This is a genomic window from Bifidobacterium choloepi (assembly GCF_010667615.1).
GTDB classification, from domain to species: Bacteria; Actinomycetota; Actinomycetes; order Actinomycetales; family Bifidobacteriaceae; genus Bifidobacterium; species Bifidobacterium choloepi.
Map to the genome: position 1 here is coordinate 509,509 of NZ_VYSG01000001.1, position 25,592 is coordinate 535,100.

General features: G+C 66.9%; 17 protein-coding genes and 1 tRNA gene. 7 read left to right on the top strand and 11 right to left on the bottom strand.

Translation table 11 applies throughout. The features are described from left to right. Positions 1–81: 81 nt before the first annotated feature. Together F6S87_RS02075 and F6S87_RS02080 are read right to left on the bottom strand one after the other, a co-directional pair. The gene (locus F6S87_RS02075; protein ID WP_163226995.1) at positions 82–1,599 is read right to left on the bottom strand and encodes a Y-family DNA polymerase; all 1,518 of its coding nucleotides are present in this window, start codon (positions 1,597–1,599) and stop codon (positions 82–84) included. Between the two features lie 170 nt (positions 1,600–1,769). Continuing rightward, complete coding sequence (locus F6S87_RS02080) at positions 1,770–2,303, bottom strand: hypothetical protein (protein ID WP_163226996.1); 534 nt, start codon at positions 2,301–2,303, stop codon at positions 1,770–1,772. 289 nt (positions 2,304–2,592) lie between these two features. Between F6S87_RS02080 and purF the strand changes: the two genes are divergently transcribed. From purF to purD, 3 genes are read left to right on the top strand one after another with little or no spacing between them, the layout of a single operon-like run. Then, positions 2,593–4,101: an amidophosphoribosyltransferase gene (purF, locus tag F6S87_RS02085; protein WP_163226997.1), complete on the top strand. Its 1,509-nt coding sequence runs from the start codon at positions 2,593–2,595 to the stop codon at positions 4,099–4,101. A 21-nt stretch (positions 4,102–4,122) separates the two neighbouring features. Beyond that, a complete protein-coding gene (gene purM, locus F6S87_RS02090; RefSeq protein ID WP_163226998.1) occupies positions 4,123–5,190 on the top strand; it encodes a phosphoribosylformylglycinamidine cyclo-ligase in 1,068 nt (355 codons plus the stop codon). Positions 5,191–5,239: 49 nt separating this feature from the next. Beyond that, positions 5,240–6,658 carry a phosphoribosylamine--glycine ligase gene (gene purD, locus F6S87_RS02095; protein ID WP_163226999.1) on the top strand — a complete coding sequence of 473 codons (1,419 nt, stop codon included), beginning with the start codon at positions 5,240–5,242 and terminating at the stop codon, positions 6,656–6,658. A 139-nt stretch (positions 6,659–6,797) separates the two neighbouring features. Here purD and uriH read toward each other — a convergent pair whose 3' ends face one another. Both uriH and F6S87_RS02105 read right to left on the bottom strand, forming a co-directional pair. Continuing rightward, positions 6,798–7,742: a uridine-preferring nucleoside hydrolase UriH gene (gene uriH / locus F6S87_RS02100; protein WP_163227000.1), complete on the bottom strand. Its 945-nt coding sequence runs from the start codon at positions 7,740–7,742 to the stop codon at positions 6,798–6,800. Positions 7,743–8,310: 568 nt separating this feature from the next. Next, entirely contained in the window at positions 8,311–10,623 is a 2,313-nt protein-coding gene (locus F6S87_RS02105) for a sulfatase-like hydrolase/transferase (RefSeq protein ID WP_331270744.1), read from the bottom strand. Between the two features lie 390 nt (positions 10,624–11,013). On the opposite strand from F6S87_RS02105, the gene F6S87_RS02110 reads away from it, so the two are divergent. Beyond that, positions 11,014–13,581, top strand: a complete 2,568-nt coding sequence (locus tag F6S87_RS02110; RefSeq protein ID WP_231129306.1) for a bifunctional lysylphosphatidylglycerol flippase/synthetase MprF — start codon at positions 11,014–11,016, stop codon at positions 13,579–13,581. Between the two features lie 259 nt (positions 13,582–13,840). Here the strand turns inward: F6S87_RS02110 and F6S87_RS02125 are convergent, their stop codons facing one another. From F6S87_RS02125 to F6S87_RS02140, 4 genes are all read right to left on the bottom strand, one after another. Continuing rightward, on the bottom strand, positions 13,841–14,287 hold the full coding sequence (locus F6S87_RS02125; protein WP_163227001.1) for a Fur family transcriptional regulator: 447 nt from the start codon (positions 14,285–14,287) through the stop codon (positions 13,841–13,843). Positions 14,288–14,320: 33 nt separating this feature from the next. Continuing rightward, positions 14,321–15,505: a 5-(carboxyamino)imidazole ribonucleotide synthase gene (gene purK, locus F6S87_RS02130; RefSeq protein WP_163227002.1), complete on the bottom strand. Its 1,185-nt coding sequence runs from the start codon at positions 15,503–15,505 to the stop codon at positions 14,321–14,323. Continuing rightward, complete coding sequence (gene purE / locus F6S87_RS02135; RefSeq protein ID WP_163227003.1) at positions 15,489–15,998, bottom strand: 5-(carboxyamino)imidazole ribonucleotide mutase; 510 nt, start codon at positions 15,996–15,998, stop codon at positions 15,489–15,491. The genes purK and purE overlap by 17 nt, the downstream gene beginning before the upstream one ends. A 104-nt stretch (positions 15,999–16,102) precedes the next feature. Further along, positions 16,103–17,143 carry a zinc-binding dehydrogenase gene (locus F6S87_RS02140; RefSeq protein ID WP_163227004.1) on the bottom strand — a complete coding sequence of 347 codons (1,041 nt, stop codon included), beginning with the start codon at positions 17,141–17,143 and terminating at the stop codon, positions 16,103–16,105. A gap of 154 nt (positions 17,144–17,297) precedes the next feature. Between F6S87_RS02140 and F6S87_RS02145 the strand changes: the two genes are divergently transcribed. Next, on the top strand, positions 17,298–19,346 hold the full coding sequence (locus F6S87_RS02145) for a 1-deoxy-D-xylulose-5-phosphate synthase (RefSeq protein ID WP_163227005.1): 2,049 nt from the start codon (positions 17,298–17,300) through the stop codon (positions 19,344–19,346). A 45-nt stretch (positions 19,347–19,391) separates the two neighbouring features. Beyond that, positions 19,392–19,464: transfer RNA gene (locus F6S87_RS02150), tRNA-Arg, on the top strand. Positions 19,465–19,559: 95 nt separating this feature from the next. Here the strand turns inward: F6S87_RS02150 and F6S87_RS02155 are convergent. After that, complete coding sequence (locus F6S87_RS02155; RefSeq protein WP_163227006.1) at positions 19,560–20,762, bottom strand: SLC13 family permease; 1,203 nt, start codon at positions 20,760–20,762, stop codon at positions 19,560–19,562. 447 nt (positions 20,763–21,209) lie between these two features. Between F6S87_RS02155 and F6S87_RS02160 the strand changes: the two genes are divergently transcribed. Beyond that, the gene (locus F6S87_RS02160) at positions 21,210–21,890 is read left to right on the top strand and encodes a hypothetical protein (protein ID WP_163227007.1); all 681 of its coding nucleotides are present in this window, start codon (positions 21,210–21,212) and stop codon (positions 21,888–21,890) included. Between the two features lie 20 nt (positions 21,891–21,910). Here the strand turns inward: F6S87_RS02160 and dnaG are convergent, their stop codons facing one another. Then, the gene (gene dnaG, locus F6S87_RS02165) at positions 21,911–24,007 is read right to left on the bottom strand and encodes a DNA primase (protein WP_163227008.1); all 2,097 of its coding nucleotides are present in this window, start codon (positions 24,005–24,007) and stop codon (positions 21,911–21,913) included. A gap of 160 nt (positions 24,008–24,167) precedes the next feature. Then, positions 24,168–25,532, bottom strand: coding sequence for a deoxyguanosinetriphosphate triphosphohydrolase (locus F6S87_RS08680; RefSeq protein WP_231129362.1), 1,365 nt, complete (start codon positions 25,530–25,532; stop codon positions 24,168–24,170). Between the last annotated feature and the right edge of the window lie 60 nt (positions 25,533–25,592).

A 25,592-nucleotide genomic window follows, 5' to 3' on the forward strand; every position in this document is an offset into this window, starting at 1 on the left:
CGCGTATGGTTGCGCGAGTCGTCGCCGGTTGCGGCTGTCGATATCGGTGTCGATAGTGCACGATCCTTCCGTCATGGCCTGTCACGCCGCGTGGCCGCCAATCTGGTTGTTGCGCTGGATGCCGGTGGCGCCCTCGTCGAGGTCCATGCCCTTGATGACGGCGTTGCCGCCGAATTTTTTCTTGATGTCGAGCACGGCGCGCTGCACGGCAATGTCCTGGCGGTCGTCGGCGGCACCGGACTCGTCGAAGAGACCGGGCTGTTCGTAGCCACCCTCCCCCGGTCCGCGCACATGGCAGATCTCGACGGTGATGCGCCGCACGGCCAGCGATGGGTCGACAATCCGGTCGAACAGCGAACCGGTCGCCTCGCGGATGGCGCGCGCCGACGACGTGAACCGGCCGAGATCCATCGAACCGTGGACGCCTTTCGGCCGCGGGCGCCCGTAGCGGTCGTAGGACAGCGGCCCGTCGTAGGCGCCGCGGCCGCGCGGCATGCCGTCGGCGCCGCGTCCGCCGAGTCCGGGCGCCAGGCTCGAGCCGTCGTAGTGGACGGCGAGCGCCACCCTGTCGCCGGTCGACTGCTTCTCGACGAGGTCGAGCGCGATCCGGTCGGCCATTTCGCAGGCGACGTTGCGCGCCTCGGCGAAACGGTACGGCCGCGGCAGCACCTGGCCGTCGCCATGGCTGCGCACCGACGGCCGGTAGGCCTTGATGTCGGCGATCGTGACGGGTTCCCAGCCCCAGGCATGGTCGATGAGCAGTTCGGCGTTGACGCCGAACATGCGGTAGAGCATGTCCTCGTTGTAGGCCTCTCCCGGAGCGCCGAGCGAGCAGCGGGCGATATCGCCCATCGTCCACAGGCCGGCGTGCTCGAGCTTGCGGGCGGTGCCGCGGCCGACGCGCCAGAAGTCGGTGAGCGGCCGGTGGCTCCAGAGCCGTCGGCGGTAGGACGTTTCGTCGAGTTCGGCGATGCGCACGCCGTCGCGGTCGGCGGGGATGTGCTTGGCGACGATGTCCATCGCCACCTTGGCGAGGTAGAGGTTCGTGCCGATGCCGGCCGTCGCCGTGATGCCGGTGACCGCGCAGATGTCGGCGACGATGCGCCGGGCCAGTTCGTGGGCCGTGCAGCCGTAGTAGCCGAGATAGTGCGTGACGTCGATGAACACCTCGTCGACCGAGTAGACGTGGATGTCGTCGGCCGACGCGTAGTCGAGGTAGATGCCGTAGATCTTCGCGCTCGTCTCGAGGTAGTACGCCATGCGCGGCTTGGCGACGACGAATCCGGCCTCGAGCGCCGGATTGGCGGCCAGTTGGGCAGCGTTGACGGAGTTGCCGGACAGCCGGCGTCCGGGCGCCCGCAGTCGCCGCCGTTCGTTGACCTGCTGCATGATGCGCTTGACCTCGAACAGGCGCGGGCGACCGGCAATGCCGTACGCCTTGAGCGTCGGCGAGACGGCGAGACAGATCGTCTTGTCGGTGCGCGAGGCGTCGGCGACGACAAGGTTCGTCGCCAGCGGGTCGAGGCCCATCGAGGCGCACTCGGCCGAGGCATAGAACGACTTCAAGTCGATCGCCAGATAGGTTCGCGGTTCAGCCATGCCATCCATTATCGAACAATTGTTCGAAGCGGTCCAATCGGCGTTTCGGCAGCAGCTATCAGGACTACCGGGACGACGGCAACAAAAAGATGTCGCCATTCCCGTGATCCGATCACGGGAATGGCGACATCCAGAAAAGAAGTATCGGCGTTACACGTAGCCGATCGGCGTCAGCAGAAGCCGAGGATGATGCCGATGACGGTGAGGGCGACGGCAATCCAGCAGCCGACGATGCCCTTGTAGTGGCGGCCCGGCTCGTAGACGTCGACGAGACCCCAGATGCACAGCAGCACCGGCGTGATCGCGGCCCAGAACAGGTACTTGATCTGCGTGCCCGCGCACAGCTCGAGGATCTCGAGGATGACGAACAGGATGCCGAACACGAGCGCCAGCACGACGCTGGCCGGATAGCCGGTGTTCTCGAGATCCTCGTCGGCCTCGCGCTCCTCGAGCTCGTCGACGCGCTCCTCGGCGAGCTGCTCGCGCTGGCGCGCCAGCTCGCGTTCGCGGTCGCGCTTCTCGCGCTCGCGGCGTTCGCGACGGTCGTCCTCGAGCTCCTCGCGATGCTTTTCGTCGCGATAGTCCTTGCTGTGCTCGGAACGCTCGAGCGCTTCCGCGCCCGTCGTCTTCGCTGCGGCCTTCCTGACGTCTTCGGCGGCGGCGCCGCTCTTCTTCGTGCCGTCGGACTTCTCGTCGTTGGCCATGTCGTCCCCCATTCCTGACAGAGTTTCCCTTTACCAGCGATTGTAGGAATGCGGCGATTCTCCCGCCTTCGATTTCCCTGTGCGACAAATGGCGCCCGTCCACATTGCGAAAGACGGTCCGCAATGTAACCCCGTCGGAAAACGGTGGAAAACCGCCGATCCGTCCGGTTCGCGCCAGCGGCCGGAGCGACCTCCACGCCCCCGTGGGCGCCCCCTTGTAGTCGGAAGTTGCTAGGGTTGGCCTCGGCAGAGAAACCCCCGTCTTTCCCACCCTGGAAGGAGTCTTGGCTTGTCGGCTGAACTCGAGGACATCCATGAAGAATGCGGTATTTTCGGCGTATGGGGTCACCCCGACGCCGCGCGCCTGACCTACTTCGGCCTGCACGCGCTGCAGCACCGCGGCCAGGAGGGCGCGGGAATCGTATCCAACGACGGCGGCCACCTGATCGGCCACCGGGGGCTCGGGCTGCTCACGCAGGTCTTCCACGACGAGAAGGACATCGAGAAGCTCAGGGGCGACCGGGCGATCGGCCACGTACGCTACGCGACGGCCGGCAGCGGCGGCCTCGACAACATCCAGCCGTTCGTCTTCCGCTTCCATGACGGCGACATGGCACTGTGTCACAACGGCAACCTGACCAACTGCCAGTCGCTGCGGCGCGCCCTCGAGGACGACGGCGCAATCTTCCATTCGAATTCGGACACCGAAGTCCTCATGCACCTCATCCGCCGCTCGGTGCGCGGCACGTTCGTCGACAAGCTCAAGGAAGCGCTCAACACCGTCCACGGCGGCTTCGCCTACCTGATCATGACCGAGCACGAGATGGTCGGCGCGCTCGACCCGAACGGCTTCCGCCCGCTCTCGCTCGGCCGCATGAAGAACGGCGCCTACGTGCTCGCGTCGGAAACCTGCGCGCTCGACGTCGTCGGCGCCGAGCTCGTGCGCAACATCCGTCCCGGCGAAATCGTCATCGTCAACGACGACGGCTACCGGGTCGTCCAGTACACCGGGCTGACGCAGCTGTCGATCTGCTCGATGGAGTTCATCTACTTCGCCCGCCCCGACTCCGACATCTACGGCGTCAACGTCCACACGGCCCGCAAGCGCATGGGCGCGCGCCTGGCACAGGAGGCGCCGGCCGACGCCGATATGGTCATCGGCGTGCCGAACTCGTCGCTGTCGGCGGCGTCCGGCTACGCCGAGACGATCGGCCTGCCGAACGAGATGGGCCTGATCAAGAACCAGTACATCGCCCGCACGTTCATCCAGCCGACGCAGGAACTGCGCGAGCAGGGCGTCAGGATGAAGCTGTCGGCGGTGCGTTCCGTCGTCAAGGGCAAGCGCGTCGTCGTGCTGGACGACTCGATTGTCCGCGGCACGACGTCGAAGTACATCGTCAGCCTGCTGCGCGAGGCCGGCGCCGCCGAGGTCCACATGCGCATCAGCTCGCCGCCGCTCAAGTATCCGTGCTTCTACGGCATCGACATCTCGACGACGAAGGAACTCATCGCCGCGAAGAAGTCGGTCGACGAGATCCGCGACTACATCGGCGCCGACTCGCTGGCGTTCCTCTCGCTCGACGGCCTCATCGAGTCGATCGGCCTGAACGCCGACGCGCCGTACGGAGGCCTGTGCGTGGCGTACTTCAACGGCGACTATCCGACGACGCTCGACGACTACGAGCCGGCGTTCCTCGCCTCGCTCACCGAGGAGGACCGCCAGCGCCTGCCCCGGTTCGCCCGCGACGTCAGCGAATACAACGGCAACGAATACCAGGTCACCACGGATTTCGAATAACTACAAGGAAAGGCCCAACGAATGCCCAAGGCATATGAAGACGCCGGCGTGAGCGTCGAAGCGGGATACGAAGTCGTCAAGCGCATCAAGTCGCACGTGGCGCGCACCGACCGGCCGGGCGTCGTCGGCGGCATCGGCGGCTTCGGCGGCCTGTTCGACCTCGCGTCGCTCGACTACAGGGAGCCGGTGCTGATCTCCGGCACCGACGGCGTCGGCACGAAGCTCGTCGTCGCCAGGATGATGGATTCGCACCGCACGATCGGCGTCGACTGCGTGGCGATGTGCGTCAACGACATCGCCGCCCAGGGCGCCGAGCCGCTGTTCTTCCTCGACTACATCGCCTGCGGCAAGAACCATCCGGCGCTGCTCGAGCAGGTCGTCGCCGGCGTGGCCGACGGCTGCGTCGAGGCAGGCGCCGCGCTGATCGGCGGCGAGACGGCGGAAATGCCGGGCATGTACGACGAGGACGAATACGATCTCGCCGGCTTCGCGGTCGGCGTCGCCGAGAAGTCGAGAATCGTCGACGGCTCGGCCATCGTCGCCGGCGACGTGCTGATCGGCCTGCCGTCGAGCGGCATCCACTCGAACGGCTTCTCGCTCGTGCGCCGCGCCCTGTTCGACCACGGCGGCTACTCGGTCGACGACGTCCTGCCGGAACTCAACGGCGGCGACGATTCGTCCGCCAATGCCGGGGCCCGCACGCTCGGCGATGTCATCCTGACGCCGACGAAGATCTACGTCAAGGCCCTGAAGCCGCTGTTCGCCGCTGACGGTCTCGTCCACGGCGTCGCCCACATCACCGGCGGCGGCTTCGTCGAGAACGTCCCGCGCATGATCCCCGACGGCCTGGCCGCACACATCGAGCTCGGCAGCTGGACCGTGCCGCCGATCTTCGATGTCATCGAGAAGGCCGGCGAAATCGACCACATGGAAATGTACAACGTCTTCAACATGGGCATCGGCATGGTCGTCGCCGTGCCGGCCGAGCGCGCCGACGAGGCGCTCGCCGCGCTCGAGTCCGTCGGCGAGCGGGGCGTGAAGATCGGACGAATCGTGCCGAAGACACAGGAAGACGTCGAACTCGCGTGAGCTTATGGACCTCCTCTCCGGAGGAGTCCGAATTGGAGAAAGATACATCATGGGACAGAAAGTACTCGTCATCGGATCCGGTGCGCGCGAACATGCGATTGCGCACACGCTACTCAAGGGCGATTCGGTCGAGGAAGTGACCGTCGCGCCCGGCAATCCGGGCATGGAAGCCGACGGCATCCGCGTCGTGCAGATCAACCCGTCGAACCAGGCGGCCATGATCGACTTCGCGCAGGCCAACGACATCGACTGGGTGTTCGTCGGCCCGGAAGTGCCGCTCATCGAGGGCATCGTCGACATGTTCGCCGACGCCGGCATTCCGGCATTCGGCCCGTCGAAGGCCGCCGCGCAGATCGAGGGTTCCAAGGACTTCGCGAAGAAACTGATGGATCGTCACGGCATCCCGACGGCGAAGTACGCGACGTTCGCCGAACTCGAGCCGGCCGCCGAGTATGTCAGGGAACACGGCGCGCCGATCGTCGTCAAGGCCGACGGCCTGGCCGCCGGCAAGGGCGTCACCGTCGCGATGGACGTCGAGACGGCGCTTGCCGCGCTCGACGACATCTTCGTCGACCACCGCTTCGGCAACGCCGGCGCGAAGGTCGTCATCGAGGACTATCTCGAGGGCCAGGAATTTTCGCTGATGAGCTTCGTCAACGGCACCGACTTCTGGCCGATGCCGATCTCGCAGGACCACAAGCGCGCCTACGACAACGACGAAGGCCCGAACACCGGCGGCATGGGCGCCTATTCGCCGGTGCCGCAGATCGCCGACGAGACGGTCGCCGAGGCGATCGGGACGATCGTCCGGCCGACCGTCGAGGCAATGGCGGCCGAGGGCGCGCCGTTCACCGGCATCCTGTACGCCGGACTCATCGCGACGGCCGACGGCCCGAAGGTCATCGAGTTCAACGCCCGCTTCGGCGACCCGGAAACGGAAGTCGTGCTGCCGCGCCTCAAGAGCGACCTCGGCGCCGCGATCTGGACGATCCTGCAGTCCGGCGACGGCGTGGCGGCGCCGCAGTCGGCCGACGACATCGTGCAGACCGGCTCGTTCCCGAAGGTCGGCGCCGAACCGGTCTTCGCATGGGACACCGACGGCGCGACGATCGGCGTCGTGCTCGCGTCCGACGGCTACCCCGGCGACGTCGTCAAGGGCGCCCCGGTCCCCGATTTCGGCGATCTCGACGACGAGACGCACGTCTACTACGCCGGCGTCGGTCTCGCTCCTGACGAGAGGACCGCCAGCGACGATTCACGCGCCGCCTCCGCCGGCAACGGCGTCGCCGCTTCCGGAGGCGAGGAGGCCGCCCCGAAGCTCGTCGCGAACTCGGGCCGCGTGCTGCTCGTCGAGACGAGTGCCCCGACGATCGCCGAGGCGCAGCGCAAGATCTACGACATCCTCGACGCCGTCGACACTCCCGGCCTCTTCTACCGCCACGACATCGCCGCCAAGGCGCTGCGGTAGATTCGCGCGGTGACCCATGCCCCGCCATTGCGATGTCACCAGCCCGAGCCTGCAGCTCGGGCTGGTGACATCAAACGAAACGATCCCCGCCATTGGCGGGGATCGTTCATATCAGGGCCTGATCAGCTCCGGGACTCGATCAGCCGATGCGCTTGACGGCGTCGATGACGAGGTTCCAGAACTTGTCGAAGTCGAGCTTCGTCGCGACCTGGGTGTTGCACTCCTCGGCGGACGGCTCGAGACCGCGCAGGTCGGCGACCGTCATGCCGACGGTCAGGTCGCCGCGCAGCTCCACCTCGACGGGAGCGCGACGCATCTTGATGACCGACGGGTCGATCAGGTAGGCGACGGTGCACGGATCGTGGACCGGCGGATCGATGAACTCCTCGGAATCCTGATAGGACTTGCGGAAGAAGTCCATCAGCTCGCTGATGAACTTGGCGGTCGGCGTGCCGATCTCGTCGATCTTGGCCTGGACGGCCGGCGTGCACAGCGCCTGGTGCGTCAGGTCGAGGCCGATCATCGTGACGGGCCAGCCCTTCTCGGCGAACACCATGTGGGCGGCTTCCGGATCGGTCTTGACGTTGAACTCGGCGACGGCGGACCAGTTGCCGATGTTGTAGCCGCCGCCCATCAGGACGACCTGCTTGACGCGCTCGACGATGCGCGGCTCCATGCGCATGGCCATCGCGATGTTGGTCAGCGGGCCGGTCGGGACGAGCGTGATCGTCTTCGGCGGGTTGTTCATGATCGTGTCGACGATCCAGTTGACGGCGTGGCCCTCGTCGAGCGGACGGGTCGGCACCGGCAGTTCGGCGCCGTCGAGGCCGGTCTCGCCGTGCACGTAGTCGGCGACTTCCAGCGGGTGGACCAGCGGACGGTCGCAGCCGGCATGGACCGGGATGTCGGTCGCGCCGTACTGCTCGAGGCAGGCGCGGGCGTTGTAGGTGCACTTCTCGAGCGCGGCATTGCCGCCGACCGTCGTCACGCCGATCAAGTCGATCGCCGGGTTCGCGACGGCGAGCAGCAGCGCGACGGCGTCGTCGTGTCCCGGATCGCAGTCGAGGATAATCTTCTCTACCATGGTTGTCCTCCTTTGGACCTTCCCTGTTCCCTCTATATCGATGTGTATGCATGGAACGATTCGCTCCCCGCATACCGGCCGCAATTCGCCGATTCCGGCGCGGTTCATGGGGACCGGGCCTCGTTGCCAAGGCCGTGTTGGTCCCACAATACCATCGTTTTCGTCTGGGAACGCCCAAAAGCTAAAACGTTTTTCCAAATTCTCGGAAAACACGCCCCTCCTTCTTGAAAAACCCGCGCCCCATCCCGCGACTGCCGGTGTCTCCTCCGCCATCGCCAATCCGGGAACTGGAAGAAAACTGGAAAGAAGGTGCCGTCCGCTGTCCTCCCCGCGATACCTTTCTTCCAGCACCGACAGGAAACTGGAAAAAAGATACCGCCCAAGGCCATCCTGGCGGCACCCTTCTTCCAGCACCGGCAGGAAACTGGAAAAAGATACCGCCCAAGGCCATCCCGGCGGCACCTTTCTTCCAGCACCGACAGGAAAATGGAAGAAAGGTACCGCCCGACGGCCGTCGGACGGTACCTTTTTTCCAGCTTGCACGGGTGCTAGGCCCGTTGGGCGACCGTTACATCGTGCCGGCGTTGTCGGGCAGGCTCAGGAAGTCGGTGTTCTTCAGGTAGCCCTCGCCGGCGGTGATGTCGTACTGGATGAGCTTGTAGTCCTCGAGCATCTGCTTCGTCTCGTCGTCGAGGTCGTCGTAGGCGACCTGCTTGCCGTCCTCGTCGAGGTAGATCGTCGAGCCGGCCGGGATGCGGTCCCAGCCCTGGATCGTGTTGACGACCGGCGGCTCCATCGCGGCGACCTTCGAATGCAGCGACGTCAGGAACGCGAGGTACGGCGAGACGTTGGCGTCCATCTGCTCGGCCGCCTCGGCCATCAGGAAGTTCGGCGACGTGTAGGCGTCGTCGGCGATCTTCGTGCCCTGCTGTCCACTCGCCTTGTTCGACCAGATGAAGTAGTCGGTCTCGTGCAGCGCGATCGAGTTCGCCGAGTCCTCGCCGGCCGTCTTGTAGATGCCGGGCAGGTGGTCGCCGTAAAAGATGACAGTGATCGGCTTGTCGATCTTGTCGAGCTCGTCGAGGAATTCCTTCGTCGCCTCGTCGGTGTAGCTCAGGCCCTTCGCGTACGTCTCGATGTTCGAGATCTCGGATTCGGACTTGCCGTCGTCGTTCGACGTCACCTCGAATTGGTTGTCCTCGTACCAGTTGTTGTACGGCATGTGGTTCTGCATCGTCATCAGCTGGATGAACTGCGAGTTGTCGGTCGACTTGACCTGGTCGAGCGTCTCCTTGTACGCCGACTCGTCGGACACGTACGGCGAGCTGTCGATCTTGTCGGTGTACTGGATCTTGTCGGTGCCGCCGGACAGCGCGTAGAACTTCGAGAAGCCGAACTTGACGTAGTCGGTCTCGCGCGAGTACATCGACGCCTCGTACGGGTGCACGGCGATCGAGTTGTCGGCCGAGCCCCACATCTGGTTGAACGTCGGCGTCCAGCTTGCGTTCGGGATGAGCTGCTGGTACGGGCTCGTCAGCGACGAGTCGAAGTTCGCCATCGACAGGCCGGTGAGCTCCATGTACTCGAGGTTGGCGGTGCCGCCGCCGTAGCCGGACGACAGCATCTTGCCGCTCGTCGTCTCGGTCATGATCTGCTTGATGTTCGGGATCGGGTCCTCGTTGAGCGTGACACCGGGCACGTTCTCCGGGTCGGAGAACGTCTCGGACAGGATCGCGATGACGGTCGAGTCGGTCATCGTGTTCGAGCGGCTCTCGTTGATCGTGTCGGCGACGTTCGAGTACTTCTCGGCGATTTCCTTCATCGTCTCCTCGGAGTAGTTCGCCGGCTCGTCCATGACCTTCGGGTTGATCGCGCGGATGAACGACGGCACGACGCCGTTGCGCTGGGCGTCGTACACCGAATCCCACATCGACGGGATGTCGCCGAGGCCGCGGGAGACGCCGTACGCCCACGAATCGGTCGTGCCGACGTCGACGGTGTACATCGAGACGAAGCCGGCCGGCAGCACGACGAGCAACAGGCGGATGACGGCGCCGAGCGCCTTCGACTTGCCGGAGAAGCGGATCATCGAGCCGTGGCGGCCGTCGATGTGGTTGAGGAACACGCACAGCGCGACGAGCACCAGCATGAAGATCACCATGCCGATAATGACCCTCGCGCCGTCGTCGGGCATGAAGCTGGCGATCTCGCCGCCGTTGCCGCCGGAAATGAAGTTGAGGTCGGACGGATAGACGGTCTCGTAGCGCACCTCGATCTTGAGGTGCTCGACGGTCGCGATGATGCAGCTGAGCACGAACATCAGCCCGGTCGCGATCCAGAAGCGGTTGAAGATCATCAGCACGGTCAGGTAGATCAGGCCGATGAGCAGCATGTTGAGCGCGAACACCCAGTTGCCGGTGCCGATCTTGCCGATCATCTCGCCGATGCCGCCGGCCGTCGAGACGAGGTCGACGCCGCTCGTCGTCTGCGTGACGCTCCACTGCAGGATGGCGAGGAAGCAGAAGTCGAAGACGACGAACAGGATGCCGTACAGCCATCCCGGGAAGCACCAGTGGCGCTTGCCGTTCTTGCCGATGGCCCAGTGGCCGTGCCGCGAACCGTTGCCGCCGTTGCCCGCGCCGTCGCCGTGTGAATCGTCCATGCCATCACCTCCGTGCGAGCCGTTGCCGTCGATTCTCCTGATCGTCAGTTCCTCGATGTCCGGCTCGCCGGCTCGTGCCGGCGGTTGCTCCGCCGGCTGTTCCGTCGACTGTTTTTTCCCTGTCTGGTTCCCTGTCTGCGCAGTCTCCTGCGTGGCGGCCTGCGCCGCCTGCTGTTCGGCGTCGTCGACGGCGCCGGTCCTCTCCTGGTCTTTCTGCACGAACTTCTCCGTAACTGGTTATGTCTTCGGGTCTTCTCGATCCCTCTTCTTCGAATCTTCTCTTCGTGGGGCGAGCGGGCACGATCGTCCCGCCGCATGTCGGCCGCATTCGGCCTGCTGTTTGGAAACACAGTAACTCTCGACATTTTTCTCCCAGAAGGCGACAACCGGCGGCGCGTGTGCCGCCGCCGGTTTGTCAAGCCGGTTTGTCAAGGTGGTCGCCGGCGTTTCAGCGAATCGACGAACCTCGCGGCGGGCCGGCACGGCGACGGTAGGGTGGGAATCAGGTTGCCCGATTATGTACGATTCTTCCCGTTCAGCCGCCGGCGAACGCGATCGCCGCCGGCAGCGGGGATGCCGGACGGGACGCGAACGAGAGGGAGACGAGTCATGAGCCAACAACACGACCAGGCACACGGTCCGGGCGACGACGCCGGCGCGCAGCTGCTGCGCGACTTCCGCCGCTGGCGGCGCGAGCAGGCGTTCGCGCTGTGGGTGACCGGCGGCTTCATCGTCATCAACATCCTGTGGTGGCTCGTCTTCGCCGTCCAGCACAAGTCGCTGCCATACAACGAGCTGTCCACCGACCTGGGCCACTTCGACTTCGGCAAGCTCATCCCGTCGCTGTTCCTGACGCGCGGCGTCTTCCAGCTGCTCGTCGAGGCCGCGCTGATGATGCTCATGCTGTGCCTGGCCGAGCCGATCCTCGGCGCCGTCCGCACGATCTTCACCTGCATCGTCTCCGCCGTCGCCGGCGTTTTCGTCGGCCTGCTGCTGTGCTCGGCCGTCAGCGCATTGCTGTCGACGTCGTCGACGATCTACTCGATTCCGTTCACGCTCTCCCCCGTCACGCTCGTCGTCGGCGGCCTGATGGCGGCGACGGCGTTCACCGGCCAGCTGTGGCGCCGGCGCATCCGCATCGTCGGCTACTGCGCCATCTGCGTCGTGTTGCTCTACGGTGGCAATCCCGGCGACTACTGCACGCTGATGGCCGCCGTCATCGGCCAGCTCATCGGCCGCGCGCTGGCCGGGCCGCCGCAGACCGACCAGTGGCACTGGCAGCACGCGTCGAGCTACGAGGCCCGGCACATCCTCGGCGCCGTCGGCGTCGTGCTGGCGCTCGGCCCGGTCGTCGCGACGACGTCGCGCGCGGCCGCCGGTCCGCTGACGACGCTCGCGCTGATCATGTCGCCGTCGTCGGTCAACAGCGGAAAACTGGCCGCCTGCATGCACGGCACGCTGACGTCCGGCTGCTTCACGCAGTACGAACTGGCCCGCGCCGCCATGCCCGGCGACGTCGTCCGCTCGCTGCTGCCGCTCGTCGTCATGCTCGTCATCGCGGTCGGCATGTACCGCGGTCGGCGCACCGCCGCGTGGTTCGCGATCATCTTCTACGGCGCCTCGGCGATCTTCACGCTGTGCTACTACCTGCTCGTGCCGTACACGCTCAACGGCTCCGTGCGGGGCTTCTCCGGCACCGCGCTGTGGAGCTGCGTCGTCAACGTCGCCGTGCCCGCCGCGTTCGCGATCGTCACGGCCGCCGAACTGCGCCACTTCTCGCTCAAGACGTCGGCGCGCGCCATGCGCTGGGGCCTGATCGTCGTCGTCGTCACGTTCGTCGCCTGCGCCGCCGTCTACCTGCTGTTCGCCGGCCTGTGCTCCTCGCAGTTCTCGCCGAGGCCGTCGTTCGCCGTCGTGCTCGCCGACCTGCCGGGCCGCTTCCTGCCGATCGGCTTCCTGACGCACACCCGGCTCGCGTTCCTGCCGACGACGATTCTCGCGTCGATCGTCTACCAGGGCGTCGGCATCGTGTTCTGGGCCGTGCTCGTCGTCGCGTCGATCGTCTGGCTGCGCGTCGGCGACATCGACGACGAGCACGCGCGCTCGCGCGCCGAGCAGCTCGTCGAGGCCGGCGGCGAGTCGATGAGCTTCATGACGACGTGGGAAGGCAACGACTACTGGATTTCCCACACCGGCCGCTCCGGCGTCGCCTACCGCGTGCTCAACGGCGTGGCGCTGACGACGACCGGGCCGTTCGGCGACCCCGACGAGTGGATGGCCGATCTCGACGACTTCTCGCGCTTCTGCAGCGAGCATTCGTGGACGCCGGTGTTCTACGCCGTCCACCAGAACGCCCGCGACCACCTGTCGTCGCTCGGCTGGCATTCGCTGCTCGTCGGCGAGGAAATGGTCATCGACCCGGCGTCGTGGAAGACGACCGGCAAGAAGTGGCAGGACATCCGCACGGCGATCAACAAGGCCAAGCGCGACGGCATCGTCGACGAGTTCACGACGTACGACGAGTGTCCGCACTCCGTCCAACGCCAGTTCGAGGAGATTTCCGAGCAGTGGAGCGAGGGCAAGGCACTGCCGGAGATGAAGTTCACGCTCGGCGGCGTCGAGGAGCTGAAGGATCCGCGCGTCAAGGTGCTGTACGCGATCGATGCGGACGGCACGGTCCAGGGCGTCACGAGCTGGCTGCCGACGTGGCGCGACGGCCGGATCATCGGCTGGACGCTCGATTTCATGCGCCACCGCACCGACTCGCCGAACGGCATCATGGAATTCCTCATCGCCCGCATGGCCCAGCGCATGCACGACCTGGGCGAATCGTCACCGGACGAGAAAGTCGAGTTCGTCTCGCTGTCGGCGGCGCCGCTGACCGGCCTCGACTCGTCGTCGGATGCGACGAGCGACGACGACTCGAACGTTTCCGGCACGCTGATCCTGCAGCACGCGCTCGCGCTCGTCGCCGACTTCCTCGAGCCGGAATACGGCTTCAAGTCGCTGTACAACTTCAAGAAGAAGTTCCAGCCGGCCGCCTACCCCGTCTACCTGTGCTATGCCGACCCGGCCAAGCTCGCCAACCTCGGCATCGCCGTCCTGCGCGCCTACCTGCCGAACCTGACGGTCCGCGAGACCCTCTCGATGCTCGGCAGCATGAAGTCGGACAAGTAGTCGCGGGATTCTTTTCCCGACACACAATAGAGAGGTGGGGGGGCCGGGGGGGGGGGGGGGGGGGGGGGGGGGGGGGGGGGGGGGGGGGGGGGCGGGCGCGGGGGGGGGGGGGGGGGGGGGGGGGGCCGGCCGGCCCCCCCCCCCCCCCCCCCCCCGGCGCCCGGGGGCGGGGGGCGCGCCCCCCCCCCCCCCCCCCCCGCCCCCCCCCCCCCCCCCCCCCCCCCGGCCCCCCCACCTCTCTATTGTGTGTCGGGAAGCATCAGGACGCATCCGAAGCGTCGTCCTGTTTCTTGCGACAGTCGGCGCACAGCCCGAAAAGCTCGAGCGTGTGCGACTCGATCGTGAAGCCGTGGCGGTCGGCGATCGTGCGCAGCCACTGTTCGCCGGGAGGATCGATCTCGACGGTCTTGCCGCACGACGTGCAGACGAGATGGTGATGGTGCCGGCGCGGCTCGGCGCCGTCGTGGCCGTCATCGCCGTCGGCGTGGCCGGTGCCGCACAGCCGGAACAGCTGCTGGCCGTCGAGCCGCACCGTGTCCGCCTCGCCGCTGTCGGCGAGCGCGTTGAGCTGCCGGTAGACCGTCGCCAGTCCGATGTGCTCGCCGGCGTCCTCGAGTGCCTGGTGCAGCTGCTGCGCGGACACGAATTCGCCGTGCGCCCTGAGCGCCGCCACGATGGCGTCCTTCTGCCGAGTCTGTCTAGCCATGGTTCCCCATAGTAGTCGACCCGGCCGCGGACGTCAGGACAGGTCGCTCCAGATGCCGGTGGCCTCGAGTCCGGCGGCGGTGGCCTCCGGATCGTCGGTCAGGACGGTAACGTGGCCCATCTTGCGGTCGTGCTTGGCGACGGCCTTGCCGTAGTCGTGGGCGTGCCAGTCGGGATGGCCGGCGAGTGCCGCGCGCACGCCGTCGACGTGCTGGCCGAGGACGTTGACCATGACGGCGGGGCTGAGCAGCTTCGGTTCGGCGAGCGGCAGGCCGCAGATGCCGCGCACGTGCAGGTCGAACTGGTCGAAGTCGCACGCCTCGATCGTGTAGTGGCCGGAGTTGTGCGGGCGCGGCGCCAGCTCGTTGACGATCAGCGTGCCGTCGGGCATGACGAACAGCTCGATGGCGAGCGTGCCGGCAAGCCTGAAGCCTTCGGCCAGCGTCAGTGCCAGCTGGCGGGCGGCATCGTGCACGTTGTTGTCGACGTTCGCCGGTGCCAGCGTGAGGTGGAGGATGTTGTGGCGGTGGATGTTCTCGACGATCGGGAACGTGACGTAGTCGCGGCCGTTGCCGGCGACGAGCACGCTCGCCTCGAACGCGAAGTCGACGAAGCCCTCGAGGATGGACGGCGGGAACGATTCGTCCGGCCAGACCTTCGCGAGGTCGTCGGCCGACCGCAGCACGACCTGGCCGTGCCCGTCGTATCCGCCTTCCGCCGTCTTGAGGACGGCCGGATAGCCAATCTCGGCGAGTGCCGCGTCGACGTCGGCGCGCGAGTTGACGGCGCGCCACGGGGCCGTGGCGATGCCGTGGTCGTTGACGAAGGTCTTCTCCCGGATCCTGTTTTGCGTCACGCGCAGCAGGTCGGTGCCCTGCGGGATGGCGACGGTGCCGGGCTCGCCGCCGGCGACACCGGCGCCGCGCACGGCGTCGAGCGCGGCGGCGTCGACGTTCTCGAATTCGTAGGTGAGCACGTCGCTCCTGGCGGCGAGGTCGGCGATGGCGGCTTCGTCGCCGTAGTCGGCGACGACCTGGAAGTCGGCGACCTGGGCGGCCGGGCAGTTGTCGGTCGGGTCGAGCACGCCGACGCGGTAGCCGGCGTAGCGGGCCGAGAGGGCCATCATGCGGCCGAGCTGGCCGCCGCCGACGATGCCGATCGTGCCGCCGGGCAGCAGTGTTTCGAGGGTTGCGTTCGTTTCGTCAGACAAGCTCGGCATTGGATGCGGCCACCTTCTCCTTCAGTCCGTCGCGGTAGTCCTGCAGCTTCGCGGCCAGCGCGTCGTCGGTCATCGCGAGCATCGAGACGGCGAGCAGGCCGGCGTTCGTCGCGCCGGAGTCGCCGATCGCCGTCGTGGCGACCGGGATGCCGCCGGGCATCTGCACGATCGACAGCAGCGAGTCGAGGCCGCTCAGCGCGCGCGACTTGACCGGCACGCCGATGACCGGCAGCGTCGTCTGCGCGGCGACCATGCCCGGCAGGTGCGCGGCACCGCCGGCGCCGGCGATGATGATCCTGAAGCCGTTCGCGCGCGCGTCACGGGCGAACTCGCCCATGAGCTCGGGCGTGCGGTGCGCCGAGATCACGCGCTTGACATAGGGCACGCCGAACTGGTCGAGCATTTCGCAGGCATGGCTCATCGTCGCCCAGTCGCTCGCCGATCCCATGATCACCGCGACCGGCGCGCTTGCCGGATTGACGTCTTGCGTCATATGGTCACCTCCAGTAGGCCGGAATATTCCCTTGGTCGGGACCTCCCCCACTGTAGTAGGGGGTGCGGGAACGTGGCCGTCCGGCGTCCATTTTTCCTTTCTCGTCAGAACTGCAGGACAGTCTTGCCGAAGACGCGGCCCTCGATCAGCTTGGCGAAGGCTTCCGGAGCGCGGTCGACCGGGTAGGTGGAGTCGACGACCGGATGCAGGTCGTTGTGCTCGACGAAGCGCAGCATCGACGCGAAGTCGTCGCGGCTGCCCATCGTGTTGCCCTGGACACGGATGTCCTGGAAGAAGATGCGCGTCAGCTCGGCGCCGGGCTGGTCGCCGGCCGTCGCGCCGCACACGACGATCGTGCCGCCGGGGCGCACCGACTTGACCGAATGGCTCCACGTGGCCGAACCGACCGAGTCGATGACGGCGTCGACCTTGTGCGGCAGGCGCTCGCCGGACGCGACGGCGACGTCGGCGCCGAGCGCGAGCGCGCGGTCGCGGCGAGTCTCGCTGCGCGACGTCGCGAAGACCTCGAGGCCGGCGGCGTGCGCCATCTGGATGGCGGCCGTCGCGACGCCGCCGCCACAGCCCTGGACGAGGACAGTGTCGCCGGGCTTGACGCGGGCGCGGCTGAACAGCATCGAGTAGGCGGTCAGCCAGCTCGTGCCGAGCACGGCGGCTTCCAGCACGTCGAGGTTCTTCGGCTTGGGGAACAGGTTGGCCGTCGGCACGGCGCAGCGCTGCGCCATCGTGCCCGGATACTGTTCGGACAGGATCGTGCGGCGCTGGCCCGGCAGCGTGCCGGCGCCGCCGTCGGGACCGCCGACGACGGTGTAGGCGACGACCTCGTCGCCGGCCTTGAGGACGGTGCCGCCGCCATGGACCGTCGCGCCGCATTTCACCGGCTTGCCGTCGGCGCCCAGCGGCGTCTCCTCCAGCACGCCGCAGATGTCGGTGCCGAGTATCATCGGCGTCGATTCCATCGTCAGGCCGACGCCCTTGAGGCTCCAGATGTCGTGGTGGTTGACGGACACGGCCGACGTGCGGATGACGCTCCAGTCGGCGCGGGGCTCCGGGTCGGGCCGCTCGCCCACCGTCAGCGCCGCCAGCGGATTGTGATAGTCGATCGAGGATGCAAAGACTGCCTTCATTGGCCTTCCTTCCCTGAAAGAAATAGTGAGGCCCACTGTAGCACCGGCGGCCAGTGAAACGATTTGTGCCGGCGCAACGCTACTATCGAAAGACCGGCGTCCGCGGACCGAGACCGGACGGCCGTACGACAACCATGTTTTTGAGGGGCGATACATGACCAGTGACCTGCTAGCGACCATCTCCACTCCGGCGGACGTGAAGAGACTGACGGCAGCGCAGCTGGAGGACCTGTGCGCCGAGATCCGCGCGGCACTGCTTGAATTCGGCAAGCGCCACGGCGGCCACATCGGCTCGAACCTCGGCCTCGTCGAGGCGTGCGTGGCGCTGCACCGCGTCTTCGACTCCCCCGCCGACGCGATCGTCTTCGACGTGTCCCACCAGAGCTACGCCCACAAGATGCTGACCGGCCGCGCCGAGGCGTTCCGCAACGCGGCGCTGTTCGGCACGGTGACCGGATTCACCAACCCCGACGAAAGCGAGCACGACCGCTTCGTGCTCGGCCACACCGGCACGTCGGTCTCGCTGGCGTGCGGACTGGCGAAGCAGAGGGACATGGACGATTCGTCCGCGATCGGGAACGTCGTCGCCGTCATCGGCGACGGTGCGCTGAGCTCGGCTGTCGCGTTCGAGGGCCTCAACAACGCCGCCGAGCAGGGCGGCAACATGATCATCGTGTTCAACGACAACGAGATGTCGATCGCCGAAAACCACGGCGGCATGTACGCCACGCTCGCCCGCATGCGCGAATCGAACGGCGAAAGCGAGCCGAACCTGTTCCACGCGTTCGGCCTCGACTACATGTACGTGCCGGACGGCAACGACGTGCACGCCCTTGTCGACGCGTTCGAGTCCGTCAGGGACATCGACCATCCGATCGTCGTCCACATCCACACGACAAAGGGCCTCGGCATGGACACCGACCCCGAGGACGTCGCCCACGGCTACCGCGAAGGCCGCTGCGAAGCCAACCACTGGCAGGACCCGATCGTCCAGGCCTCCTCCACGTCCCCGATCCCTTCTTCGGAGGGGGTCGGCGAGGCGCAGCCGGGCCGGGAGGAGTCCCCGCATCCCGCCGATCCCTCGCAGGGCGCGCGCAAGTTCTACGGGCAGCTCGCGATGGCGGAACTCGAGCAGCGGTTCGCCGGCGAGCCCGGACTCGTCGTCGTCTCGCCGGCCACGCCGGGCTCCAACGGCATCACGCGCGAGTTCCGCGAGCGCGCGGGCAAGCACTACGTCGACACCGGCATCACCGAGGAGCACGCCGTCGCGTTCGCGTCCGGCATCGCGCAGGCCGGCGGCCGTCCCGTCGTCGCGACGAGCGCGACGTTCTTCCAGCGCGCCTACGACGAAATCCAGCAGGAGCTCTCGCTCAACGGCAACCCGGTGACGTTGCTGTCGTTCGGCGGCGGCCTGTCCGACGCCGACAACACGCATTCGGGCGCCTACGACATCGGCTTCTTCGGCAACATCCCGAACCTGACGTGCCTGGCGCCGACGAACCGGCGCATGTTCCTCAAGATGCTCGACTGGTCGACGTCGCTAACGAACACGTCGCCGGTCGTCATCCGCGTGCCCGGCCAGACGATCCTCGACGCCGAGATCGCCGGCGTCGACGACCCGGCGGGCGTCGTCGCGGCGGCCGTCGACGCCCGCGTGGCCGACCGTTCGCATCCGTTCGACCGCTACGTCGTCAAGCATCACGGCAGCCGCGTCGCCATCATCGGCCTGGGCGACGCCGCCATCCTCGCGCAGCGGGTCGCCGACGCGCTCGCCGCCGGCAATGACGGCAGGCAGTGCTCGCTCGGGGCCGTCCTGTCGGACGAATCGTTCGACAGGAACCTCGGCGCCGGCGCGACCGAGCGGCGGGCGTTCGCCGGCGGCCATTCGCCGCGGGAAGCCGGCGAGCCGATCGAGGCGAGCGTCATCGACCCGCTGCAGTTCTCGACGATCGACGAGGCGACGCTGCGCACGCTGCCGGCCAGCCACGACGTCGTCGTCACGATCGAGGACGGCCAGCTCGAAGGCGGCTGGGGCGAGAAAATCACGGCGTTCTACGCGAACTGCATGCCGGAAGCCGGCGTCAAGACGCTCAACTTCGGCGCCCGCAAGGAGTTTACCGACCGCGTGAATCTCGCGAGCCTGCTGGACCGCTACGGCATGACGGTCGCCGACATCGTCGCCGACATCCGCGCCGTCCTGTGACGGTCGGCGGCGGGTGTCATACTGAGTGCCGGACGGCTGTCCCGCGCCCTCGTAGCTCAATGGATAGAGCAGAGGCCTTCTAATCCTAAGGTTGCCGGTTCGAGTCCGGCCGAGGGCACCGTCGGGAATCATTGATTCCAGCGAAGCGAGAGCCCCGCAACCAACCGGTTGCGGGGCTCTCGCGTAGGAATAGTACGGAAAGCGCGGAACGATTCATCCCTCGATGACGAGCGCGAGCGCCGTCAGCACGATCAGGAACGCGAAGCTGATGCCCATGTAGACGCCGAGGTAGCGCAGCTTCTTCGCCGGGTATTCCTTGGCGATCGCCTTGTACGTGATCAGCGACGCCATCGACGCGATGATCGTGCCCATGCCGCCGAGGTTGGTGCCGATGATCAGCGGCACCCAGGCATTCGAGAAGCCGGACAGCAGCAGCGTCGACGGCACGTTCGAAATGAACTGGCTGAAGATGACGGCGACGAGCAGCGGATGGGCGCCGACGGTCGCCTGCGCGATCGCCGTGAACTCCGGCACGCGCTTCATGTTGCCGATGAAGATGAAGAACATGATGAACGTCAGCGGCAGCGCCCAATCGGCGTGACGGTAGGCACGGATGTCGGTGAACAGGAACGCGGCGAACACGACGACGCACATCAGCCACAGCGGCGTCAGGTCGCTGACCGTCGCGATGCACAGCAGGAACAGCAGGATGTAGACGACGCAGCGCCAGCCGGCGTGCGAGCCCGGCTTGCCGTAGCCCATGATGCGGATCTCGTCCGGCTGCGGAACGCCACTGTTCGGCGCGAGGACGGAGCGTTCGATGCCCTCGCTGTCCATCGACTTGAACTCGCTGACCGGCTCGCCGCGGAAGACGATGCAGCTGGCGATGACGAGCAGCACGGCGGCGACGGCGGAATACGGCGCCATGACGCCGACGAACTGGACCGTCGACATGCCGGTGAGCGCCTTGAAGTAGAGGTTGTGGGCGTTGCCGATCGGCGTGAGCATCGAGCCGCAGTTCGCGGCGACTGTCATCAGCGAGCACAGCACGATCGACTTGTCCTCGAGACGGGCCATCTTGAGCACGGCGATGGCGAACGGCACGAACGTGACGAGGGCGACGTCGTTCGTGATGAACATCGCCGAGAAGAACGTCAGGGCGATCAGCGTGATCGCGAGTCCGCGGGCGGTGTTGACGCAGCGCAGCAGCGACGATCCGATGATGCGGAACACTCCGATTCGCTGCAGGCCGCAGACGACGAGCATGAGGCAGGCCAGCTGGGCAATGGTGCTGACGTGAACGTATCCCCAGTATTCACCGTCGGGCGGGACGATGAAGCATGAAATCAGCGCCAGCAACGTGGCGACGACGAGGATGGTTTCGCTCCTGAGCACCCTGAGCAACCGTTGACCCATCCGCTCCTCCGTGAAAGTTGTGTAAATGCCGTTCCATCCTACATGGAACCCTCCCATCTACCCGTGATTCCAACGGTTTCGGCGGGTTGAATTTCCGTCCATCCGGTATTTTTTCCTTCGGTTTCCCTTAGAAAACACTGGGATTTCCCTCCGACCGTTTTGTCCAGCGTTCGGACAAAGGGGGTACGGAAGGCACCCCCGTCGACCTCGTAACGGGGTCATCGTGTTCGCCGTCGGCAACGACGGCGACGGACAGTCCCGGCAGGAATCGTCGAATATCGGCGGAAATTTTCGACAATAATCAGCTATTCCCACAAAAACGACTGAAATTTCTTACAAAAAACCGTGAATTTTCTATACTAAGTCCGATAGTAGTTTCGTCCGACTATGCCAGTCGGCGGGACGGCCGGCATTGGGGAGCCGGAAGTTGGGGAAGTGGGCGATCGCATGGATAGATCGCGGCAGTGGCGCAGGCTGGCGACGTCGGCGGCCCTCGCCGTGCTGTCGCTGGCGTCGGCCGTCGGTCTGGCATGGCCGATCGGCCAGCCGGCGACGACGGACGATCCCTCCACCGTGCTCACGACGACTTCCTACCACGACGACGGGGCGACGTCGAAGACTGGCGACGCCGACGAGGTGGTGTCCGACGACTCGATGACGAAGACCCTGACGAACGGCGACTCCGACGATCCGGTGCCGTCGACGGCGACCGGCACGCAGTGGATGAACGCCGTCAACGCGGCGATCGGGCTGGAGCGGGATGGCCTGCCGCACCGGCTGACGAAGTCCGACCGGACGCCGTACGCCGAATATTCGTCGTGGACCGAGCCGGAGCGCGACGGCACGCATTTCGTGCGTCAGGACGACCTGCTCGTCCTCAATCCGCGCGCGGCCGGCACCTACGACATCGACGTGTACTGCGCCGGCGTCGGCACCGTCACGATCAACATGGTCGTCGACGGCCAGGCGATCGCGACGAGCCGCGTCTCCTGCCGGGCCTCCTCCCCCGCGCTCAAGGTCGTGCCCGTCACCGTGACGTCGTCCGCGCGCCAGCTGTCGGTCCAGTTCGTCGCCGCCAACGCCACTGAGGCCGCCATCGGCTTCGTCTTCGAGGATGCCAGTTCCTGAGATGTCGTGGCCTAGAAGGCCTAGAACAGATCGGCCCTGAGCTGCTGGCGCTCCTGCTCGAGCTGGAGGTTGCGGGCGAGCAGCTCGGTCTTCTCGTCGCCTTCGGGCAGCTGGGCCATGCGGCGGCGGATGTTGCCGATCGTGCGCATGTAGCCGAGGTCGAGCAGCCGCGCCGTCAGCTCCCGGGCGTACCTCGCTTCCGTCGGCGTGGCGGCGCGCAGCGCCTGGTCCATGTGGTCGGGATGACCGGCGTCGGCGGCCTGGTTGGCCGAGTTGCCGGGCAATGGCAGCGGCATGACGGCGAGCTCGTTGATGACCGATTCGAGCGCCGGACCGCCGGCCTTGGTCAGGTTGTGCAGCCACAGGCCCATCGGCGTGTCCGCATCGGGCAGGCCGCCGGCCGCCGTGACGGCCTGGTAGAGCGTGCGGAAGACCGGCGTGACGAAGCAGATCGTCGCGAGCTGGTCGAACATCGTCCGGTCGATGGCGCGCGGCAGCTGGATCAGCGTGGCCATGAACTGCTGCTCGGACATGAAGATCTCGTCGTCCACGCGGTAGTAGTCCTGCTCGCGGGCGTCCTGCCGGGCGAGCGCCTGCAACGCGGCGCGGTTGACGTCCGGATTGCCCGGCCCGGACACGCCGCGTTCGGCGCGCAGCTGCTCGAACCGGCCGAACCTGGGCGCGTAGGCGTCCTCAGTGCGCACGTGCAGCTGGCTGCGGGCCGAGCGCACCTCGCGCTGCATGATGTCGAGGTCGATGCCGATCCTGCGGGCCGTCTTGCGCGTGTAGAGGTCCTCGAGCGAACGGTCGCGGATCTGCGCGACGAGCGGCGCCGCGGCCTTGACGGCGGCCATCTGGCCGGTCGTGTAGGCCGTGTCGCACTTGTCGACGACGGTGTCGATGACGAAGTCGTAGAGCGGGGACGCACCGTCGATCAGCGAGCGCACGGCCTCGTCGCCACGCTCGATGCGCAGGTCGCAGGGGTCGAGGTTGTCCTCGGCGACAGCGACGAAGGTCTGCGACAGGAACGCCGTATCCAGGCCGAACGCGTGCAGCGCGGCCTTCTGGCCGGCCGAGTCGCCGTCGAACGTGAAGACGACGCGGGAGCTCAGCGACTGGCCGGCCACCTTCGTCGGCCCGACGAGCTGGATGGCGCCGATCTTGTCGTCGCCGACGAACCGTCGCACCATTTTCGCGTGCTTCTCGCCGAATGCCGTGCCGCACGTCGCGACGGCGGTGTCCACGCCGGCCAGGTGCATCGCCATGACGTCGGTGTAGCCCTCGACGATGACGACCTGGCGCTTCTTCAGGATGGCCTTCTTGGCGAGGTCGATGCCGTACAGCACCTCTTCCTTGTGGTAGAGCTGCGTGTCCGGCGTGTTGATGTACTTGGCGGCGATCGCGTCGTCCTCGTAGAGCTTGCGGGCGCCGAAGCCGAGCGTGCGTCCGGTGCTGTCGCGGATGGGCCACGTCACGCGGCCGCGGAAGTAGTCGTAGATGCCGCGCTGGCCCTGCCTGGCCAGGCCGGCGTCGAGGATTTCCTGGTGCGTGAAGCCCTTGTTCGACAGGTGGCGCACGAGGTTGTCCCAGCCCTGCGGCGCGTAGCCGCAGCCGAAATGCGCGCAGTCGGCCTGCGTGAAGTTGCGGCCGTCGAGGAGCTTCCTGGCGGGGAGCGCCTCCTTCGTCGTGATCTGCGAGACGAAGAAGTTCTGTGCCTCCTCGTTCGCCTCGATGAGCCGGGCGCGCTTCGAGCGCACTTCGCCCCCGCCGAGCGCGCCGTCGGCGGCTCCGGCGCCGAGGTTGCCGCGCGGCGCGTCGTAGTGCAGTTCGATCCGGTACTTGTCGGCGAGGAACTCGACGGCGTCGCGGAAATCGAGGCTCTCCATTTCCTCGACGTACTTGAAGACGTCGCCGCCCTTGCCGCAGCCGAAGCAGTGCCACATGCCGACCGACGGACGCACGTTGAAGCTTGGCGTCTTCTCGTCGTGGAACGGGCACAGGCCGACGTACGCGCCGGCTCCGGAAGCCTTGAGCCGCACGCTCGCGGATACGATGTCATACAGGTCCGCCGCTGCGCGGACCTTCTCGATGTCTTCCTTCTTGATCATGCCGGCCATAAGCTCCCAGCATACCAAAACGCCTCCGTCGAGCCTCGCCTCTCCCCCGACATGTCACATTTCCGTCCCTGTCTTCCGCATGTCCCGGTCCCGCGACCGGATCACGGGACCGGGACACCGGGATACGATAATGCAAAGAAGAACGAGACCGGGCGAAAGCTCACCCGCACAGCAGCCTGTGCATGGCGATGGCGGAGCCGTCGGTCAGGCTGGCGACCTGGTCGATCGCGACGCGCAGGCGGCCGGCGTCGTCGGCGGCATTGGCCCAGTCGTCGAGGAAGACCGGTTCGAGGGCGACGGACGGAGCGGGCGAATCGTTCATCATGACGGCGACGAGGTCGCGGACGATCTGCTGTTCCTCGCCGTGCAGCGGCTCGCGTTCGCGCGGGGCCATGACGAAGTGGACGGCGATGCCCTTGAGCACGAGGATTTCGTAGCGCGTGTCCTGCGGGACGACGACGGAGCCGCAGTAGCGCGTCAGCGGGCCGGGACCGTACGTCTCGCGCGTGGCCGCCTCGACCGACCCGGCGAACCGGCCGATCAGCATGCTCGTGATGTTCTTGAGGTGCGCGAGGTCGCGCCGCGAACCGGAGAACATGTCCGGAAACGCGCCGAGGCGACGCAGCCGCAGAAACGCCGCGGCGAGCCGGTCGCCGTCCCACTGGCGGCCGTACCAGGCGCGCGTGTCGGCGACGAGCTTGTCGGCGATGTCGGCGCGGCGCAGGTCGGCCGGGTCGAGCGTGCCGGTCGCGATCGCGTCCTCGACGTCGTGGACGCTGTACGCGATGTCGTCGGCGAGGTCCATGACCTGGCATTCCATTGGCGTCGCGTTGCGCGGCGCGCCGGACTTGAGCCACCGGAACGCCGCCTCGTCGTCGGGATAGACGCAGAATTTCAGGCTCCGCTCCCCCTTCGGATGGTCGGCGGCCTCGGCGTACGTCCACGGATACTTGACGGCGGCGTCGAGCGCGGCGCGCGTCAGGTTGACGCCGGCGGAACGGCCGGCCAGCGGCGACGGCTTCATTGTCACGATTCGCGCGGACGAACCGGATCCGGAACGGGAACGGAAGTCCGCGGCGCCGATGCCGGGGCCGGCCGGTCCGGCGTAGTCGTCGGGAAAGAAGATCTTCGGCTCGAGGCGCGTGAGCAGCCGGAACGTCTGGGCGTTGCCCTCGAAGCCGCCGATGTCCTTCGCGATGTCGGTGAGGGCGCGTTCGCCGTTGTGCCCGAACGGCGGGTGGCCGAGGTCGTGGGCGAGGCAGGCGCAGTCGACGACGTCGGGATCGCAGCCGAGCAGGGCGCCGACCTGCCGGCCGATCTGCGCGACCTCGAGCGTGTGCGTCAGGCGCGTGCGGGCGAAGTCGTCGGTGCCGGCGACGAGGATCTGGCTTTTCGCGCCGAGGCGGCGCAGCGCGGACGAATGGATGAGCCGGGCGCGGTCGCGTTCGAATTCGGTGCGGCTGGCCGACTTGGGAGGCTCGGGCGCCCAGCGTTCGGTGTCATGGGCCGTGTAGCCGTCGCGCATCCCGTTGCCGCCGGCACCGTCCCGGTCGTCCTCGCCCATCGCGCCACCTCCCCGAGTAGC